The organism is Capnocytophaga sp. oral taxon 324 str. F0483 (assembly GCF_000318315.2).
Classification (GTDB): domain Bacteria; phylum Bacteroidota; class Bacteroidia; order Flavobacteriales; family Flavobacteriaceae; genus Capnocytophaga; species Capnocytophaga ochracea.
On sequence record NZ_KB291486.1, the window covers coordinates 1 to 19,964 of the forward strand.

Sequence of the window (19,964 nt, forward strand, 5' to 3'; positions counted from 1 at the left end):
CTTGAAAAGCACATATTTTCCACCCCTCATCGTGGTTAATCACTTCTTTAATATTCCCTTGGTCATCAAAGATAAATTCTCTGCCTACTGGAATATAAGGAATACTTGAACGTACACTTTTAATATTTCCTTCTAAATCATACTCTATAAGTGTATTCATTTCAATTCCTAACGTATCTTTTTCAATGTACTTTGTAAATCTTTTTACTTTGGAAGCAATAAGAGGCTTTTCATACCAAACAGCATCATTATTTATTTTCTTTTCAGTATACCATTTAAAATCAGAACTTAAAGTATCTACTTTTTTTTCTTCTTCTCTTATATTATAATTATAGTTACAATCTATATTCTTATAAGAAGAACAAGCATTTAAAACAAATAGTAAAAATAATAGAGGTACAATAATCCATTTAGAATTTCGCATCTTTTCCCATTGCCATTTGAAAGTGTATTTTTTCTTATTGTCATAGTCCATATAGTTTTTGGTTGCCCCTTTTGTAAAATGATAAACTTCCTTAGAGTCGAAAGTATGTTCTAAATCTAATGCATGCATTACCTCGTGAGGGATTTCTACATTAGGAAACACGTTTTTATTTGCTAAAAACATCATTATAACACTTTTGCCGTAAGTGAATCCGTTGTAGCTATCAGGGACTTCTTTAGCAGATTTATCTCCGGTACATTGAAAATTTGTTAAAAACAATACGATTTCATTAATTGTCTCTATTTTATTTTCTATTTTGCTAAGAATAAATAGTTGGTTTAGATTCTTTATAAGTTCCTCACGTTTGTCGTCAGTAGGATTTTCTATTTCTATTCCATTTTTGATATTAAAACAAGCACGTATACCTTTTATATAATTAAGAGCTTTATCAGGATGGATATAATCATTTTCAGAAAGACTTAACTTATAAGGTTCTTTTACGTCTGTTTTAATAAGTGAGGGAGCAAAAGCTTTTTTAAAATATTTTTCCAACTTTTCTTTACCTGCAATATCCTTTAATTCTTTCTTTTGTCCCTCATTTTTACTTTCCAATACAAAAACAGGTCTTACAATAATATGTTTAACACTGTTTCCCACAAACATTAGTCCGCCCGCTACTTTGCCATCAGCTAATACTTCTACCTTATACTCTTTTTCAGTAATAGTATCATTACACGTTATTTTTACTTGTTCAGTTTTGGGCGTAATTGTAGCAGGTTCAAAGGTAAAATAGCTCTTAGGTTCTTTAAATGTAATTTCTTTATATTTCCCTTTTATCTTTTGTTTAAGAAAAATAGTTTCTCCTTTGCCTAAACTTATCCACGGCATTAGGTATTCCTCTCTAAAAGGTTCTAACTTCTTATAGGCACTTTTTAGTTTTTCTTTATCCTTACACCCTTTCTTAGAAACTTCATAAGAGTCAAAACCAAAATTGTTGTTTTCGTTCTTACCTAAAACAAACCTAACCGTGCAATCAGCAGAAGGTTCTGTTGGCTCTTGTTGCTCCTCTACTTTCCAATCCACCTTCACCTGGTTGTTCTCTACTATTCCCTTTAGCTCTGCTACAACAGTGCTACCTCCGTCTGGCTCTTTTGTGTGTACCTTTATCACTACTTCTTCCCCATCGGATATATTGCGCGTATCGGCTACCAAAGTTACTACCTTTTCTACTTTCGTCTCCTGAACTATCAAATCTTCCTTCTTCCACTGCAAATTGTAAACTGCGGGTTCACCTTCAGCTCCTGCTTCTAAAACTGAAGTGTTTTTGCTAATAATCACTGCTCCTGGTACGCCTGCAGGTATCGTACCTCCGTGTGCTGTAGGAGAGCCTTGTAGGGCTATAGGTACACCGTTGATGGTAGCGGTGGGACAGCCTTGTAAAATTACATCTTGTCCTCCTGCAGCACATATACATTTATCCCCTTGCAAAGCAATAGGGATTCCGTTGAGTGTTGCAGTAGAGCACCCTGGACCAATGATAGGTCCACCTACGTGGGGTGTGTTGCCCGTGGTCATTGGGCAAGTGTGCATTGTATTTATCGTTACTACTTGTTTTTTGTCCATAAGTTATGATATTTATGATAACTCAAATTTAGTAGAACTACTTTCTAAAGAAGCGGTTTTTCCAGATACTTTAGTTTCGCTACCTTCTATTTTAGTGGTACCACTACCTTTTAACAAAGCATCTCCCTTAGATTTGATTTGTAAATCTCTTTCAATGGAGACATTCATTCCGCCTTGGCTCTTTACTATGACATCATCATCTGTCTTTACTGTAAAGCCTTTTTTGGTTTGTATAACTCCCTCGTCATTGGCACTAAATAAAAGCTCTTTTTCCGCCGTAGCTGTAATATTCTCTTTCGCTTTTGCCTCTATGCGAGCTTCGGCTTCTAAAGTGATATTCTTTGCTTTCATCACAATATTCTCTGGTGCTGTAATTTCTATGCTCTTTGCTTTAGTATCTAACAGAATGATATTCCCATTCTTGTCCTTAATAGTAATTCTCTCTTTGCCGTCATTATCATCAAACACAATGGTACTTCCGCTTTTTGTAGTAATACTTCTCACATTATTACTTACTTCTTTAGCGTTCTTTCCGTGGTACATACTGCCACTTACATAGGGGCGGTGTGGGTTACCTTGCTCAAAACTCACCATTACTTGGTCGCCTACCTCAGGAATAAACTGAAACCCGCGGTTGCCACTTTTGTCAGTCAGTACCCCTGCGTCTGGTGTTTGTACGCGCAACCAAGGTGTTTGCTCACCTAAAGTTTTTTGCCAAAAGAAACGCACCTGTATACGTCCTTGCTTTTTAGGGTCGTCATTCGCTACTACTTCCGCTATTTCAGGATAAGCAACCGTTATAGGTTCATAAAGTGTATACTCCATACCTAAGGGCACAGCTACAAAGTGGTTGTAATAGTCGTCGCGGTCTACACAGTGTTCAACCGAAATCACGCGGTATTCACCCATATTCTCTTTCTCAAAACCTGAAGGAAATTTTACATAAATTAGTCCACCCAAACGTACGAGGCTGTTATGGGTTTTCCCTTCAATAGAGTGCATTTTTCCTAATGATTGTTGGTATTTGCTCTGTTGCAATCTTATAGTATCGCCAGACAGGTGAGCAGGCACCTCAATAGGAAGCATTCCTCTTTGTTGATATAAATTTTCAGGGTCTTGAAAAACGTTTTTTGTATAGGTATTGCGTGGTCTTATTTCCTCTTCAGTATCCGAATAACTATATTCGTCGTCCTCCGCATTGTAGTTGTAAAGCGTATATTTAAAAGGAAGAGTTCTGGAAGAAACTTTAAATTCGGTAATATCTTCGTCTATGGTCAGGTTTTCAGAATGTTCATCTGCTACACCACCAAACACGAGTTTGCTACCGTCAAAATACAACAGTTCGTTATAGATAGCCGAAAGCCGGTTCAAAAACCCCCATCTGCTTTCTTTATATTGTGTTGCGTAAGGAATAATCTCTTTAAACTTAGGATTACACGTCAAGTCAAAATACTTGTTTTTAAACACTTTCTCAACAATATTTTTGAGATCTTGGTCTACAAACGAGTTCATCGAAGGCGCATCATCTAACACCACAGGACTCCCTTTACCTATAATACGTATCTTATTTTCGCTACCTCCCTGTATAGCAGTGTCCGAGTCAATCACGACTTCGGTAATAAAGCCTGAGAATTGATAAGTGTTTTGTCCTCTGGGGAACGAAAGGCGTATAATCACATTCTTGCCCACTTGTTTTAAGAGCTCTTGCGACTCACCTTGCCAAAGTGTTTTACGCGTAGCAATGGTCTCTATAAGCTCAAAATCACAGCAAGAGTTAAATGATTGTTTTAACAACAGACTGTTAAAGCGTGAAGTCTTGTCTTTTCCATCTATATGTATCGAATGAAATATGGGACGGAGTTTGGAGAATGTACTTTGCATAATACAATTGTTTAATATTAATATGGGCGCAAGGTAGTAAAAAGAAATGGAATGACAAAGAAATATTTTATTTTCTGGATTGTTTGTTTAAAAAAAATTAAGGTGCCGTTAGGCACCTTAATTCATATAAACCACGTATACTTACAGAAGCTATCCCTTAGGAGAGATTGGTGTATGCGATATTGGAAGAATTTTAATCTTCTGGGTTTTGAAATTTCACAAAATTAAGAGTTGGTAACATAGCTGGATTTACCCCTGATTGCAATGTCAAATTTGAAACGTATGCACGCAAATAAGGATATGCTATTGCAGGAGCATTTATTCTTGGAAAGTGAGATTGTTTAAATTCTTCGGTAAATTCTTCATCTGTTTTAAAATTAAACACAGCTTCAATATTCAAATCAAATTTCTTATCTTTAACAGTAAGAAAAAAAACAATTCTAAAAAAGTATTTGTTTTTACTATTAAACAATTTTTTAAACTTTAGAGCAAAAGAATTTTCTCCTCTCCTTTCTTTAATATTTAAAAGAGAATAATTCATTTCTACAATTTCCCAATTTGCTAATTGTATGTTCATAACTTTAAATTAAGCAGTTGCTAAATAGTCGGAATCATCTTCAAATTTATAATCTTTATGAGATGTACTTTTTTCTAAAACAACATATTTATAATGAGTTATACTTCTATTTTCAAAGCTAACTTCTTCTTGTAGCTCTTCTTCTACCTTTTTATCAACTTGTTTAAAGCCACAAGAAATAGCTAAATCATAGAGTCTGTCAGGATTAACTTCTCTGAAATATTTTTCAATTTTGTCTTTTACATCTGAATATTTCATAATGATTTTACTAATTTTTTAGATTTAATATTTTCATTTGGATTATAAACAGTACATATTGTACAGTTACTTGTTCTAAGGTTAATACCTTTTATTCTTTCTTCTTTGAACTTAATATAAAAGTTCCCTTTAACCACTTCAATATCAAAAGGAAATGTTTCATCCTTTCTTGCTATATTTATTAATTCACCATCGTAAAATTCCCACTCTTTATCTTTTGAATTTTTCTTGCTTCTTTTTATTGTATCAATAAAAAAATTTGCTAAATCAGATAATATTTTTACGCCATCCTCTGTTGTTAGATCTAAAAATTTATCTTCCTCTACTTCAATTACTGATTCTATAACTGCAAAGTTCCTGTATTTAGGTCTCTTTTTATCATTGTCCCAAGATTGTGCTATAGCCCATTTTTCAGCTAATTTTGCAGTATTTGTAGCTATACCTTCTACAAAAAAGTATACCCCATCTCCTAACCAATGATCATCTCCTTTAGATATTTCGTAGTTAGAGGTATATATTTTTCTATAACTATCAAAATCTGTTCCGTGATGTCCTTTTATGGTAATTTTATTCATAAATTACAATTGCCTTTGTATAAATACTACTATAACCAATTATAAATATCTGTAATCGATTATAGAATAATATGCAAAGATACATTATTTTTTAGAATCAGAAATATTTTCTTTATCGATTCTGTAAAAAGATGTTTTGCTTATTCTTGCTTGTTTACAGGCTTTGTCAATAGGTATATTTTTATTTTTGTATAGGTGTAGTGCAAATTGATATTTTTCTAAAATTTCTTGGCTTACTCCTGTGGGACGACCTAAGTGTTTATTTCGTTTACGAGCTCCTTCTAATCCTGCTTTGGTGCGTTCGGTAATGAGGTCTCTTTCGAATTCTGCAACAGCTCCAAAAATTTGAATTACAAAGCGACCATTGGCAGATGTAGTATCAAAAGTAGGTTCTGTAAGACTTTTGAAGAACACTTTCTTTTGATTGAAAGTCTCTATGAGCTCAATCATATTTTTTAGAGAACGAAAAATTCTGTCGATTTTGTATACCATTACGATATCGCCTTCACGTAGAAAGGAAAGCATTTCATTAAGCCCTTTTCTTTCTTCGCGTACCCCACTGCCAATATCGGTATATATTTTTTCACATCCGTTTTCTTTTAGGAGGATTACTTGAGTACTGATATTTTGGTCAGCAGTAGAGACGCGGGCATATCCAAAGGTCATAGTTCTAAAAAGTATTAATATATGTTACTATTAAAAAAGACGGTTTTTGGTACTGTTTTAGAGGGGTGCAAATAATGTACTGAAAATGTTTTAAAAAAGGATCGTTATTCTGAACCACTTCAAAGAAAAAGTTAGAGTTTCTTAATTTTGTATTTTTTGTATAGGTAATAAGATTTTTCTTCTATGAAATTAATGATATCGATAAAGAAAAAGCTGGTAGAGTATTGACTCATACGTTCCATATTTTCTCTTTTGGCTAATGAATAACAAACATCATCATACAATTGTAGGGTATCATCATCATATCCTCCAAAAATGATAAACGAAAGTTCTTTTGAGGGAATGGTTCTTTCGCCCCACCTACGACCTGCACGTTTTATAAAATCTTTGAAAGCAGTATCTTTTGCTGGGAAGAAGCTATTGGTCTGATTAAATTCATCAATCATTTCGAGAAGTATCATACGCAAGAAATCTTTTCTTTGCATATAATATACATTTCCTGTTTTGACGATGAACATATTTAGCAGATATTTAAACTTGTCACTTTTTTCTTTTGTGAGACTGATACGTATATTTTGTTTTTTATTTTTTGGAGAAAAATCTTCATTGAGTTTTGATGCAATAACATCAAAACTCTCTGGAATAAACTCTCCTACTCTTTCTATCTTTTTAGTTTTTGCCATTTTCTATTTTTGTTAAGATTTCGGTTACTAAATTTTTAAAATCTTCAGCAGCTCTACACTTGTCATTATACTCAAAAATGGTCATCCCTTCCAGAGCCGCTTCCACCACTTTTACATCTTTGCGAATATAGGTGGTGAATACATAATTGGGGTTTTCTTCTTTCAGTTTGGTGAAGCAATCGCTAAAAACATTGGTATTATCGATAGCATTAGAGAAATATATACCGAGTAGTTTGAGGCGATTGTTATACTTTTTCAGGGCTAACATTTTTTTTGAAAAAGGAAATACATTTTTGATCGAGTACAAATCGGCTTGTATGGGAATGATTACATAATCTACGGCACAGATAGCTAATTCAGCGGAAGTAACAAAGTGAGGATTGATACCCGTAGGAGGACAATCAATTAATATAAAATCATATAGCTCATCAAAGTGGGAGTTTCCTAATGCATTTTGTAGTTCTTGTCGGTTATATTTATCGGCATACAAATCAGGAGACCCCGCTAATAGATGGAAGTTTTCGCCTATACTGGAAAGGCGTACATTTTTCCCTTTGTTATCCAAGAAGTCTTTGATGGTGTAGGTTGTATTTTTAATTCCTATACCTCCCGTTAAGTCACATTGATTGTCGGCATCTATGAGGAGTACTTTGTATCCTCGATTATGAAGTTCAGCACCTATATGAATAGTATTGGTGGTTTTTCCTACACCTCCTTTGTGATTGATATTTACGATTCTCATATTATTATGATATATTACGAGGCAAAGGTATATATAATTATTCATATAAACAAGCTATATTGTATATTTGATTGTTATTTACTGAACATAAGTTAAATAAAATACATAAAGTTTCATATATATTTCTTTGAAAAGAAAAAATATTATAAATTTTTCAGAAGAAAAAAATACACTTATTAGTTGTGGAATTATCACAAAAAACAAAGTTTTTTTATTTTTTGCTTGTATCTCACAAAAATAGTGTACATTTGTAACTTTTGTATGTACATATAATTCTCAAAAAGAATGACTATAAACGAGCCCAGAAACAATTACAAAATTCCTTTAGATTTTTCCTCCTTTTTTGATGAAAGAAAAGGAGACTTAGGTAAATGTACAGAAGTAGAATCTATAGATGCTCATATAGAGCTCCTTATTACTACCTATCAAGGAGAATGTAGTTTTGACAAACAATACGGCTCTACTATTGGTGAATTAGATTTTGAACAAGTAAAAACCGTCGAAGGTTGGAAAGAAGAAGTTTCTGAAAGTTTGAAAAAATCTATCTCTTTATACGAACCGAGAATTACAATTTTAAATTTTCAAATGAAAATAGACGAACTTTTGGAAGAAGACTCTCTATATGGGAATGTAAATATAAGAAAACAAGTGAAAATCCTCATCAAAACAAAACTGAAGAGCAATGGAAAATACTGTACTTTTCAGTATCAGTTATATTTGAGTCCTTTATCAAAAAAATAGCAATTATGATCCAAGGCAAAAAAGAAGAAATACAAGAAAGAATGATACGAAGTGTCTTACACTTCTGGAACATAAAAAATGTAGAAAATTTAGATCCTTTAGTACGTCTTCTTATAGAGGTACTATCTGAGCAATTGTATGTGCTTTCTGGAGAAATGTATGATATGGAGAATAGAGTCATACAGCGACTTAGTGAAGTACTTTTGCCTGAATCGGTATCTAAAGCCAAACCCTCTCACGCCATTGCCTATATTGTTCCCCAAAGGAATAAGGTTAAAACTGAATTAGAGATGAGATTTTTAGTAAAAAGTCCATTCGTAGGAAATGACTTCAGACAAGAATATTCTTTTTTTCCTATAGCCAATGTTCCTCTTTATCAGGCAAACATAAAGAAAATTATACATCCACAAGGTATAATACAAATAGACGAGCAGTTAAACAAAAAAGAACTATACACAGCTCCTTTATTCTCTGATAGAAAAATATGGATAGGAATCTCTTTAGATGAAGAGATAAAAGACTTAGAACATCTGTCTTTTTTCTTCAATTTTCCTAATGTCATTAAGAAAGAAGACTATCTCAATCTTCTTCAATATACTCAATGGGAATGTAATAACAAGTCTTTAAAAGTAAGAAACCATTTATATGTAGAGGAGCATATAAGTAAAAATAACTTAGTAGAGCATTTTTTTGATAATCAAGACTTTAATTACCGAGTAAATAGAGAGATTTTGGAGCACTATATGCCTCATTATCTTACTATAGATCAATCTTTTCTTGTAAAAAACGAACAAAATTTATTAGTGCCTACTCACAATATAGGTGAGCCTATACTAACTAATGAAAATGCTGTAGCTGTATGTGATGAAAAATTACTGTGGATAGGTGTTAGCTTTCCAGAGCAGTTCTCCTACCAAATTTTATCGGAAATAGAAATTGCTATCAATGCAGTGCCTGTTGCTAATAAAGAACTTAAGGAAATTACTCATAATAATGAAAGAGAACTGGGAATTATTCCTCTAAATTTAGAGAAAAGAGAATCTTTTTTAGGAGTCATATCAGTAACTGATGATAAAAATGAGTTATATACACGAAATCACGGTTTTAAAACAAAGACTATACAAAGAACCTACGCCTTGCGTCAAGGAGGAAGTGAAAGTTTCGACAATAGAAGTACCAAAGATTTCTTAGCTAAATTAGAAAATATATTAGAAGATGAAGGGAATAGAGTTTTCTTACAAAAAGAATACAAAGATATTAAAGAAATGGCAACAGAAACCATAAAGAGAATAGAACTTATGAGAAGCACGTTACAAAATGAAGGAGATTATGAAACGCTTCATTACATATTCCTGGATAATTCTCCCGAAAATCTATTTTTTATCAAGTATTGGACAACTTTAGGAGAACTCGCAAACGGAATACGTATTCACACTCCTCTATCTCCTACTTCGGTAGGTGCTCATTCTTATGTAAAACAAGCCTTTTTACTTACTTCTTCTTCTGGAGGTTTAGGCATGCCTACCGAAAGAGAAAGAATTGCTCAGTTCAAGTATCTACTCAATGGAAGAGGGCGTATTGTAACTAATTACGACATCAAAACTTTCCTATTAGCCGAATATCCTAATACCATCAGTGATGTCTATATAGAACACGGTATAAGCAAAGGAGAAACTTCCTTACAAGGACTCGTTCGCACCATTGATGTACATCTAAAAACTTTTTCAATAATAGACGAGAAAGAGGTACTTATAGAAAATATTTACAAAAAATTAGTACATATATCACCTATGACTTTTCAGTATCGTATCTTTATAGATGAAAATTAAAACCTTTTAGTAAAAATGAATTATTCTTTTATACAAACCCTACTCACAGCACAATTCATACTCCCTATTATTGCTATTCTAATGGGTGTTATAGCTATTTTTGTGGCAAAAAAACAACAACTGCTCAGTGATAAAAAAGCAGTTCTTTATATTGTATTATCAAGCCTGATATTTTCTGTTTTTGGTTGGTTAGGCTTCTTGCAAGTTGATTTTATGCCTATAGGATATGTGTTATTGCAATTGTTCTATCTCGTAATAGGTTATTTCAACTACATATACTTAAAAGAATTTTGTAAGACCTTAAACGATAGCCCTTTTTGGAAGTATTTCTTAGTGCTCCTAATACAATTATTTATGAGCATAGCTCTTTTCTCATTATTTTTTAATATAAGCAATGATTTTAAATATGGGTTATGGGCAAGTACTTGTTTGTTGTCTATTGTGGTAAGCCCCCTCTTTGTACAAACATTCCAATCGTATTTAAAAATACCTATCGAAATATACAAAATACGTACTTATGATGGCAACTCATTCAATAATTCATCTTCGTCAATCGAAAACGAAAACCTTTTAGTATTCGAAATAGAGTTTTATAAAAACTTAACCGATGAAAAACCTATCCGACTAAAAGCTAAAGCTACAAAAGAAATGATTTTTGGTGATTGGTTTGAACTCATCGTTTCTGATTACAATGCGAGAAAAACCTCTTCCCTCATAGAATACTACGATAAAAAAGACGAATATGGTTGGGTTTTTTATACCAAACCTTCTCTACTTTCACCTAAAAAGTATATTGACCCAGATTTATCTTTTCAAGAAAATAAACTCCCTGAAAAGAATATGATTATTGGTACTCGCATTTTTAGAATAGTAGAAAATGAAGAATAATAAAAAACCCTCAGGTAATTCTGAGGGTTTTTTTTATATATACATTCTATTGTTCATCGTATGCCGTATCCCAAGAGGTTCCTTCATCTCCTTTGGTACCATCGAGTCTAATAATAAAACTCTTTGTATGGAAAAACGGAGTGATATGCATATCTAAATATACCCTATCTTTCTGATTAGGATCTTGCTCCAAACGAATTATTTTGTAATCTTGAATCAATCTTCCAGGTCCTTTTATACTATCAAAATAACGAACCAACTGTCCTCTTAGATCCTGTGCTATTTTCGAATTCCAATTCTCAAAAGCACGACGGTTGAGAAAATCGATATTTACTTTTGCTAAGTGGTCAAATACTCGTACAACTGAATAGGATTGCAGTCCCAAATCATCTCCGTTGAAAAGAGTTTTTCCTGAAAAAGCCATTACTTTTCCATACTCATTCACCATAGGAACCAATCCCATTGCTTCTAATTGTGATATTTCACTTTTCTTTAAAGGAAAAGAAACGGCATCTACTTCATTAATACCTCCATATTTCTTACCTGCTACTACTTGTGCAATAGGCTGTGCATAAACTCTACCTGCAAGTGCTGTAGAAGGAGGAACTCGTAAATCTTCCTCCTCTCCTATCTCCTGATAAGCGCCTCTGCCTATATTCCAGTTGCAAGACATTACTACATTACTTCTGTAGATATCTCCCCCTGTTAAATTTGATGATGAAAATAAGTCTACTACATCATCAGGTCTTTCTAAATCGGCAAAATCGGTAAACAGGAGTACTTTATTAGCATAAGCTATTTTAGCCCATTTTTCAAGAACTTTGTTAGATCCTAAATAACCAGGGAGAACTAATATAGAGTAATTTTCTCTCAAATCTAAACGATCGTAATTTTTATTGATTTCATCTGCTATATAATCAATAAAAACAGAATTGTCAAGATCTGTAATTTGTTCAGGAGAAGCATTTACAATAGTGATGTTAGTTATTTTATCACTTTCTGTATTTTTATAAAATGCTTGAACAGAACGGTATGATTTTTCTAATTCTCGAACAGTTTCAACCGCTGTAAGTTGATTCTTAGCTAATAAATCAGCAGTTTCATTGGCTTGCTGCTGACTTTTTTCTACCATATCAGCAATAGATGTATTATTAGAGATCAAATCTAACCATAAATCTATCTTCTTTGCTAAATCTTTTCTTTCTTGAGCACTTTGTTCTTCTACTAAGAACATTTTTTTACGCGCTTTTCTCTCAGGATTCAAATTTTGAATTCCTTCTATAGTCGATTCTAAAAAACTAAACCCTCCAAGACGAGAAAGTCCTGTTAAGGCTTCGTTTAAAGCTATTTGAGAAAAAGCCTCTGAACTCTTCTGGCGTTCTTGAAGTGCTGGCTCAGATTTTAATTGTTCATTAAGTTGTTGTTCTGACATATTCAATTACAATTTAAACATTTTCATTAAGCTCATTCTTAAGCTGGGTAAGAGCACTAATAAAGGCTTGTTTTGTTTCTGGATTCTCCAATGCTCGTTGAAGAATTTTATTAGAACGAAGCTGTTTCACCAATTTGGTATAGAAATCTCTTTGTATCTCTAAATTCTTCAAAAAGGGGCTTTGAGAAGTGAGATTCTTTACCTGGAAGTCTCCTGTATTTTTGAATACAAAATTCTCCTGAACAGGCTCTCCATCGTCTGTTTCAAAAGTTACATCTATATTAGGATTAAAAGCTTCAAAAACAGCTTCAATTGTTGTAAGTCCTTCTACTGTTTGTGGAACAACAGGTTCTTCAGCAGTAAGTTTTTCTACTAACAAGGTGCGATTGGAAGGAATATTGGCAATAGCTTCTGAGGCTTCGTTTTCTACCATATTTCCTCCCACGCCATAATCTACTATACTCATATGATGGGATTTTAGTTATTATAAAACAAAAGTGCCTAACGATAAGGTCAGGCACTTACTCTTTTTAGTAATTAGCCTAACTTTTAGGCCAATTTTCGTGGTGTTCTGCATTACCTATTTTCAAAACTTGAGCTGAAATTGTAAATGAAAGAGACATAGGTTTTTCCCCTTCTGCTTTTAGTCCTTCTTCAAATTCTACAATATATGCATTTTCAAAGGTAAGTTCTTTCATTTTAGCATCTTCATCAATTTTTTTGAAGACAATACTACCTGAAAAAGGTTTGTACAAATTTACCATTTGCTCAATAATTGTAGTATCCGAAGTGGACTCCACAGTTACAGTTATGCGACCTCCATAAATATTAGAAGAAGGTCTTCCTTTTGAATCTACGTCTCTTTTTAGAGAGTATTTGCAGTCAAGAACATCAAATTCTTTACCACCTAAGTTTAATGTAGAGCTAAATGCCATAATATAACATTTTTAGTGTGAAACAATAAATTTTTTTTCTATTTTTAGAAAACGGGTGCAAGTTAATACTTTTATACATAAAAACAAATTTTTAAGGAATATTTTTTATATCTCTATTTTATTTTATCTTGAAAAACACTTACAAAATAACATAATATACAATAAAAATCGTATAATACATTATATTATAATAAATAAATTTATAGCTATTTATAAAACTAAACTTAATAAATTTTATTGTAATATATGTAAAATATAGTATATTAAAAATAATAAGTAGATAGAATTAATATTATTGCTAATTAACATTATTCTATATTCATATAAATTCTATTGAAGAATTAAATTTTAATATGTGTACTATATTTATAATTTGTCATAGAAATCAGAAAAATAAAGTCTCTATAAACTAATTTTAGTAGAAATTGTTTTTCTGTTTAAATAAGCGAATTGTTAAAAACATATAAGAAAAATACAAACATTAGTAATGTATACAAACAATTTTCTTTATATTTGATTAAAATTTCTTTTTCTAAGGCAAATATTCCCTACTTATTTTATAAAAGATTTCACCGTTAGATTTGAGTTGATTTTCTTCGTTAATAGCTTTATTGAAGGCTTCTTTTTTGTGTAAGAAGTAGGTAATGAGTTCGTCTAACTGTGCATCTGAAACTGTTTTACTATCTCCTACAGATATTACTGTAATCTGTTGGGTGGTAGTATTACTTGAAGGCATCCAGATACATAGTTCTGTAGCTTTTGAGAGAGACAATTTTTTGATTTCTCGTTTTTTGAGTGGGTGTAGCTTGTTATCTCTTACCCATTTGTAATAGCTCTTCTGCAATGATTTTCGTATTTTTCTTGTACTGATATACCCTGGATTTTCTTGAGTTTTTTCTTTAGTGATATCTCCATCATCTTCTAATAATGATTTTTTATGTTTCAGGTCTTTCTTAGCATTGTATTTATAGTCTACTTGCTTTTGTGTAATATCAGTCAAAAACCCGCGCACTACTTCTATCTCATCTTCCGAAAGTAACAAATATCTATTACCTTTTTTCCAATCAGTTTCTTTTATTTCCACCCAAGCAGGAAAAAGCGTGTGAGGTTCGGCTCCTGCCAAAGTTTTAGCGAAGTTGCTATTAGAAGCATATCCATTAGGCAAGTTTTGTAAAGAAGCCCATTGTGTACTAATTTTGCTTCTCGGCATTCCAGAAGCAGCAAAAGAGCTTTGTAGTTCATCAATTACATTTTTGGTATCGGTTTGCACTTCTTGTACTAAAGAGGTCAGAGCAGAAACCAGCAAATCTTGTGACATTAATTCTTTTTTCTTAGGAAATATTACCCACCCTTGCCACATACTTTGCTCAGGAAAATCTAAACTATATTGGTTTTCCCCTTTCTCCACAAAAAGGTTTTCTGCACGCAACTGATTAGAATTTACTAAAAAATCTCTTTTCTTTGCAGCAATTTCTTTAGACGTCCTCAAAATGATATCTTGTATTTGCAAGACAAAATTGTTAAAAGAATTACCTTCGTCAGCAAATATTTGATAGCCTAATACTCTTGCTTGAACATTTGTAATACTTTGTATAAGGGATTGGTCTACCTTTTCGCTGTTGTTGCCATTTTCACCTATAATTACTATGATATTATTTTCATCCTTATACTTTAAGAGCATTTGTGAGGCTCTTTGGGTCGCTTTCCAAGAACCTTCATTAGAAGCTGGAATTTGTTTCTTAATATCAGCTAATTTATCCAACTCTTTTAAAGAGAAATCTAAATCTGTAGACAAAGGTATTTCTAACAATCCTGTATTATTCATTCCAAAACCTATAACAGCTCCTATTCGGTAAATAACATTACCTTTCTGAGGAAGTTTATTCTTAAATTGGTTAATAGAGATAACTATTTGTTCGAAGTTATTTTTTACACTCTGTTGATTTTCAAAAGCAAAAATAACATTGATGTGCTTTAAATCTTTTTTTAGTGTTTTTAACTGCTTGTAAGTAATAGGATTTCCAGAAAGACTATATATATAGTTTTCATTGTTATCTATTGCATTTACAGGAGCATATGTATCTATAGCCACTATGTTTCTTTCTTGTTTAATTGAAGTGATAGGGTTTAGTGTTATAAAATCCCCTTCCGATTCAAAAACAGAAGAGGGATCTAGTGTAAAAGCTCTCTTAGAAGCACCCGTAATGGTCAGCTTTTGTAAAGGTATTCGGGAAAGATCACTGTAAAATAGATTACCATAGGGAGTTATAAGAGACGAAGACGTCCATCCCGAAATAACTTCTTTGGCATTTTCAGGATTGATTTTTGTTTTTACAAAAACTAAAGACTTTTTTCTGTCGTCATTCTTTTTATATAAATAAACCAATGAGTGAAGAGCTATTTTCTTAATAGGATTTAGCAACTCAGGTTCTTTATAGAGTATCAAAGAATCTTTTGAGAACAAGAATTCTGTATTTGTTAATGACTTCTCATTTTTCATTGTAGCCATCATCTTATAGCTTCTTCCAGAAGTTATATCAGTGATTGCGTGTGAGGAAAGTAACAAGTTATCTTGATGTATCCATCCGTAATAAACTATTTGTTTTCTGTTTTTTAGAGAGTTGTTTTCAATAATATCAGGTGTGTATTTTATCAAACGCAAGTAGCTACCTTTTTTTCCTATCACTAAAAAGGGCTCCATATAAGAAGCTTTTTTTAACACTACCTTTCCTCCTGCATTGTAATATGTAGGGTTTTCTTCTCTATCAGAAAAAACAATCCAAGGAGCTCTATTCTCTAAAGCTTTTTTTACTTTTTCATCACAACAGAAGTTCTGAGTATATATTTTGGGAGTTTTCTTTACCCGAGTGAGAGGAGTAATAGGAGAACACCCCATTAAGCTCAAAAAAATGATACTAATAGTAATAAAGAAAAATTTTTTCATTGTTTCTTATTTTGTTTTAGCAGTTGTTAATGGACTTTGTTTTACTAAAATATGCTTTACACAATTTGATCCCTTATCAGTTTCTATCACTACATCTTGAATATTTACAGTAGATTGGCTTCCTATAAATTTTAGGTCATAACAATATGAATAGAAATCGATCTGTTTAGCCCCATTAGCAATCACTAATTGATTTGGGTTATTGCATAAATACTTATTTAATATGTAATTGTAATTCTCATTGAAAGATTCCCCATCTATGATATTTTGCAAGTGTTCTTGTATATCTTTGGCAATAAGAGATAATACATCCGAATCGTCAGACTCAGTGTACTCAGGTAATATTTCGATATAATGCACAATAGGAAAAGCTAAATCTTCTGACATTAGTTTTATTTGATAGGAACCTGGCAATTTATAAGCATAAGTAGGGTTTTTCTCGTAGGAATCTACCTCACCTGTTTCACCAAATTCCCAACGCCATTCTTTGGAGTAACCATCGGCGAAGAAAGAAATATACTCGTTTTGAATGGCTGTTTGTGGAGCAATGATTTTTATAGGCTGATATCCAGAAGGCCTATTGCTTTCTTTTACAGTAACAATAAAGCGTTTTTCAACAGAATTATTTACTCTCAAACGCACTTGGTATTTTCCTGTTTGTGGAAATAAATATACACCATTCCTTTCTTTAGAAGAATCTCCATTACCAAATTCCCACAATACTTCTGTAGCATTCGATGTACTGTCTATAAAACGGATAGGATACCCCAATTCTACTTCTTTTGGAGATACCCAAGCTCTAATTTCTGCCTTTACAATACTTCCTCTTAAAAACCACATAACAGTTAGGACGATTACTATAAAACCTATGATAATAAGAGTCCACCGGTTGAAAATTTTATTCATAAACTAAACTTGTTGTTGAAGGTTATTTCTTCTATTCTCAGTATTTGCACGGCAACGCTCTAAATCCGATTTGAATTTCTCTATGTTTTGCTGAATATTCCACAAACGATCTTTATCCAAGAGTTGTAGTTCGTAAAAAATTGCCATTTGTTCAAATATCTTATAACGATTATCCCACTTGTGCTGAATGTAAACATTACGAATCTCTCCTAAAAGAAGGGTTATCTCCTGTTTTTCATAAATAGCTTTTAGTGAAGGGTCAAACTGAGCTATTTTTGTGTTGATAAGCTCTATTTTCTCCATCTGTTTTGCTTGTTCTTTTTCAAAAACTTTTACACGATGTATTTGCTCTAAAATAGCTTTCTTTCCTTTAAATGTTTGATAGTTGAAGGTGCTAAAAAATAGAATATAACCACAGAGCCCTGTGGTTAATAAGAAAACAGCAACTACATACACTAAACCTATTACCTTTTCTTGTGAACGTGTAACTTTATATCTTTCTTTTCTGTATTCCATAAGTTGTTTTATCTGTCATATGAAAGATTCCCTACTCTCATTTGCCGAGTAATCACTTTGCTTTCTTCTGAACAACGTATCACGTCATTCTTATAGGTATTTTCTTTTATTTTTAAAGCATTGATAGAATCTCTTGTGCGCAAAAAGGATTCTGATTTTTCAATGATATAATTATAAGTAAGCGCATCTTTCTTAGGTATTCTTTGTAAAGAACTCTTTATATCCATCTTTTTAGTTGCAATGTTATTCATCAAAAAAGGAACATTATTTTCTTGTATCAAATCTATGCTTTGATAAGTCTTAAAGAAGTCTTCAAACTGATTACTTAAGAGCATCTGCTCATCAAAAATTTGTTGATTTTCGTTCCCCACCGTTTGTATTTTACTAATCTCTACAGAAGATGTCTTAAAGAAAGTAAATACACAAACAAGCGATGCCATCACCAAAAAAATCATATATTCAGTGAAAGTAATATAAGAAATTAATACTTCTTTTCTATTTAAAGATTTCATTTAGTTTATGTATTTTTAACTTAAAATCGTTGAATATCCTAATATTGCCGGTTTTTCGGTATCCGAAAGCACGAAAACATTTTCTTTCGTGTCCCCTTTTATATGAAATTCTATTTCAGCGTCTGCAGGAATAAACATATCTAATAAAGCTTCTACTTGTTTTCGCTCTTCGCTTTCATTAAAAATAAATTTTTTGTATTTCCAAGGTAAGTTATTAACGCGTATGATAATTACCGGTAATGTATCCACAAACTCACTTCCTATAATCGAACTTTTTCCTAATATACCTTCTCCTAATTTCCAATGATGAGAAGCTTTCAAACGAAAACTTCTAAAAGTTTCCTCTACCTTTACGTCACATTCTAAAAAAAAAGACAAAATAGAAGCAAATTCCTCACTATCAGTAATACGATGCCCCTGTGATAGAAAATTCACAAGAAAAAAAGCCTTATCTAACGGTATTTTCTTCAAAAAAGACCAATAAGGAACAAACAACCTTACAAAATCATCGTATTCATAAGGTTTTTCTAAACGTCTCTCATATAACTGAGCAAGAATAAAAGTATGGTCTATAAATTGCTCAAAAGGTTTGAAAAAAAGTCGAGCATAAGCTTCCTCCTTTTCTCCTTGCTTGATAATTTTTAAAAGAGTTGTTTTCTCTTTATTTTTTGGAACGATAGAATTTGTGCTGTGGAAAAGACCTTTGGGAAGAGATTCATATAAATCCTTTCTGTGAATATGAATAGAATAAAGATTCCCTTTAGAGGTATGTTCTTCAACAATTTTATCTACTTCTTTGCGAACACCTCTATAAGATTTTCCTTTGCGAATAATTTTGATATTATCTTTATCAACCCCCTTTTCAATAAGAGCACAGGCAAACACTTCAGCTTTGAAATTCGTAGCCAAAGTGTTCTTCAATAAATTCTGATTTATTGTAAGCTTATTTTTCATAATAGGAGTATGATATTATGCTCTACTTTCTGATATAACAATACTTTCTCTGTGCTGACCTACAAATTCTAATTGAGCAAGATTACTAAACAATTCTTTTAAATTTTCTAAAATAGAATTGATACTATACATAGAAAGCTGAATGCGATTGTGATTATATGTCATAGCATAAAAGTCCGAAAGCATCTGTTCAAAAGAAGCAGGCAAAATACCATTCCATTCTTGGAAGTACTTCAAGAGCTCTTCTTTATCTTTTTTAGAAATAAATGTAAAAGAAGACAATACACAACCTACCAATCCATTTATCTTCTCACAAACAGCAAAAGGAGATAATTGATAAGGATTATTTTTAAAACTATAGTTGTTAGAGGCTATATACCTAAGCGTTTCTTTGCAAAGAACAGAAAGACTTTCGGTTATGGAATTTTGATTGGGCTGCATTTGTATTTTTGATAAGATACTTTTCAATTTACTATCAATATCATTTATATTTTCTAAAAAAGCACCCATATTTTCTTTTAGAGATTCGTGAGCATCCATAGACAAGGAAGGAGGAATATAGTTATGATCTATACCATATTCAGCATTACTATTCCTTTTCAAAACCCCTACAATCACACTAAAAGCGTCATAAGTAGTATTTTCTTGGGTAGGGATTATTCCTAATTGGAATTGAGGTTGGACATTAGGATAGCGTAATGGTATTTCGTTGGGATCAGGAGTGCCTGCGGGTTTTCTTTGAAAAGGAAAAACGGTTAATACAATATCCCAAATTTGATTATCTTTTCCTTCTTGGTAGTCAAAGGTAACGCGTATATCAGGATTATTTTTTTCATCTATAAGAATAGGAAATCCATTAGGGCAAATACCATAATATC

Annotated in this window: 20 protein-coding genes; 3 read left to right on the top strand and 17 right to left on the bottom strand. The window is 32.2% G+C overall.

Annotation, left to right across the window (positions count from 1 at the left end):
• The 8 genes from HMPREF9072_RS12405 to HMPREF9072_RS01450 form a co-directional block, all read right to left on the bottom strand.
• Nucleotides 1-2,047: PAAR domain-containing protein (locus HMPREF9072_RS12405; RefSeq protein WP_009410162.1), on the bottom strand; the 2,047-nt coding region annotated here is incomplete at its 3' end.
• Between the two features lie 12 nt (nt 2,048-2,059).
• Nucleotides 2,060-3,928 (bottom strand): type VI secretion system Vgr family protein, encoded by a 1,869-nt coding sequence (locus tag HMPREF9072_RS01420; RefSeq protein ID WP_009410163.1) that lies wholly within the window; start codon nt 3,926-3,928, stop codon nt 2,060-2,062.
• 193 nt (nt 3,929-4,121) lie between these two features.
• Nucleotides 4,122-4,505, bottom strand: coding sequence for a protein-export chaperone SecB (locus HMPREF9072_RS01425; RefSeq protein WP_009410164.1), 384 nt, complete (start codon nt 4,503-4,505; stop codon nt 4,122-4,124).
• A 9-nt stretch (nt 4,506-4,514) separates the two neighbouring features.
• On the bottom strand, nt 4,515-4,763 hold the full coding sequence (locus tag HMPREF9072_RS01430; RefSeq protein ID WP_009410165.1) for a hypothetical protein: 249 nt from the start codon (nt 4,761-4,763) through the stop codon (nt 4,515-4,517).
• Nucleotides 4,760-5,338, bottom strand: coding sequence for a hypothetical protein (locus HMPREF9072_RS01435; protein WP_009410166.1), 579 nt, complete (start codon nt 5,336-5,338; stop codon nt 4,760-4,762). Before HMPREF9072_RS01435 ends, HMPREF9072_RS01430 begins: the two co-directional genes overlap by 4 nt.
• Nucleotides 5,339-5,422: 84 nt before the next feature.
• Nucleotides 5,423-6,004 (bottom strand): recombinase family protein, encoded by a 582-nt coding sequence (locus tag HMPREF9072_RS01440; RefSeq protein ID WP_009410167.1) that lies wholly within the window; start codon nt 6,002-6,004, stop codon nt 5,423-5,425.
• Nucleotides 6,005-6,135: 131 nt separating this feature from the next.
• A complete protein-coding gene (locus HMPREF9072_RS01445) occupies nt 6,136-6,687 on the bottom strand; it encodes a hypothetical protein (RefSeq protein WP_009410168.1) in 552 nt (183 codons plus the stop codon).
• Nucleotides 6,674-7,429, bottom strand: a complete 756-nt coding sequence (locus HMPREF9072_RS01450) for a ParA family protein (protein WP_009410169.1) — start codon at nt 7,427-7,429, stop codon at nt 6,674-6,676. Before HMPREF9072_RS01450 ends, HMPREF9072_RS01445 begins: the two co-directional genes overlap by 14 nt.
• Before the next feature lie 285 nt (nt 7,430-7,714).
• Between HMPREF9072_RS01450 and HMPREF9072_RS01455 the strand changes: the two genes are divergently transcribed.
• From HMPREF9072_RS01455 to HMPREF9072_RS01465, 3 genes are read left to right on the top strand one after another with little or no spacing between them, the layout of a single operon-like run.
• Nucleotides 7,715-8,170 carry a GPW/gp25 family protein gene (locus HMPREF9072_RS01455; RefSeq protein ID WP_009410170.1) on the top strand — a complete coding sequence of 152 codons (456 nt, stop codon included), beginning with the start codon at nt 7,715-7,717 and terminating at the stop codon, nt 8,168-8,170.
• 5 nt (nt 8,171-8,175) lie between these two features.
• Entirely contained in the window at nt 8,176-9,999 is a 1,824-nt protein-coding gene (locus tag HMPREF9072_RS01460) for a type VI secretion system baseplate subunit TssF (protein ID WP_009410171.1), read from the top strand.
• Between the two features lie 15 nt (nt 10,000-10,014).
• On the top strand, nt 10,015-10,887 hold the full coding sequence (locus HMPREF9072_RS01465) for a TssN family type VI secretion system protein (protein ID WP_009410172.1): 873 nt from the start codon (nt 10,015-10,017) through the stop codon (nt 10,885-10,887).
• 46 nt (nt 10,888-10,933) lie between these two features.
• Here the strand turns inward: HMPREF9072_RS01465 and HMPREF9072_RS01470 are convergent, their stop codons facing one another.
• The 9 genes from HMPREF9072_RS01470 to HMPREF9072_RS01510 form a co-directional block, all read right to left on the bottom strand.
• The gene (locus HMPREF9072_RS01470) at nt 10,934-12,319 is read right to left on the bottom strand and encodes a DUF5458 family protein (protein WP_009410173.1); all 1,386 of its coding nucleotides are present in this window, start codon (nt 12,317-12,319) and stop codon (nt 10,934-10,936) included.
• 13 nt (nt 12,320-12,332) lie between these two features.
• Nucleotides 12,333-12,785, bottom strand: coding sequence for a hypothetical protein (locus HMPREF9072_RS01475; RefSeq protein ID WP_009410174.1), 453 nt, complete (start codon nt 12,783-12,785; stop codon nt 12,333-12,335).
• A 76-nt stretch (nt 12,786-12,861) separates the two neighbouring features.
• Entirely contained in the window at nt 12,862-13,254 is a 393-nt protein-coding gene (gene tssD, locus HMPREF9072_RS01480; RefSeq protein ID WP_009410175.1) for a type VI secretion system tube protein TssD, read from the bottom strand.
• 532 nt (nt 13,255-13,786) lie between these two features.
• Nucleotides 13,787-16,198 (bottom strand): type VI secretion system protein TssR domain-containing protein, encoded by a 2,412-nt coding sequence (gene tssR, locus HMPREF9072_RS01485; protein WP_009410176.1) that lies wholly within the window; start codon nt 16,196-16,198, stop codon nt 13,787-13,789.
• Between the two features lie 6 nt (nt 16,199-16,204).
• A complete protein-coding gene (locus HMPREF9072_RS01490; protein WP_009410177.1) occupies nt 16,205-17,104 on the bottom strand; it encodes a PKD domain-containing protein in 900 nt (299 codons plus the stop codon).
• A 3-nt stretch (nt 17,105-17,107) separates the two neighbouring features.
• Nucleotides 17,108-17,620 carry a type VI secretion system transmembrane protein TssO gene (locus tag HMPREF9072_RS01495; protein ID WP_009410178.1) on the bottom strand — a complete coding sequence of 171 codons (513 nt, stop codon included), beginning with the start codon at nt 17,618-17,620 and terminating at the stop codon, nt 17,108-17,110.
• 8 nt (nt 17,621-17,628) lie between these two features.
• Nucleotides 17,629-18,132 carry a type VI secretion system TssO gene (locus HMPREF9072_RS01500; RefSeq protein WP_009410179.1) on the bottom strand — a complete coding sequence of 168 codons (504 nt, stop codon included), beginning with the start codon at nt 18,130-18,132 and terminating at the stop codon, nt 17,629-17,631.
• A 15-nt stretch (nt 18,133-18,147) separates the two neighbouring features.
• Nucleotides 18,148-19,086 (bottom strand): type VI secretion system baseplate subunit TssG, encoded by a 939-nt coding sequence (locus HMPREF9072_RS01505; protein ID WP_009410180.1) that lies wholly within the window; start codon nt 19,084-19,086, stop codon nt 18,148-18,150.
• Nucleotides 19,087-19,101: 15 nt separating this feature from the next.
• Nucleotides 19,102-19,964: hypothetical protein (locus HMPREF9072_RS01510; protein ID WP_009410181.1), on the bottom strand; the 863-nt coding region annotated here is incomplete at its 5' end.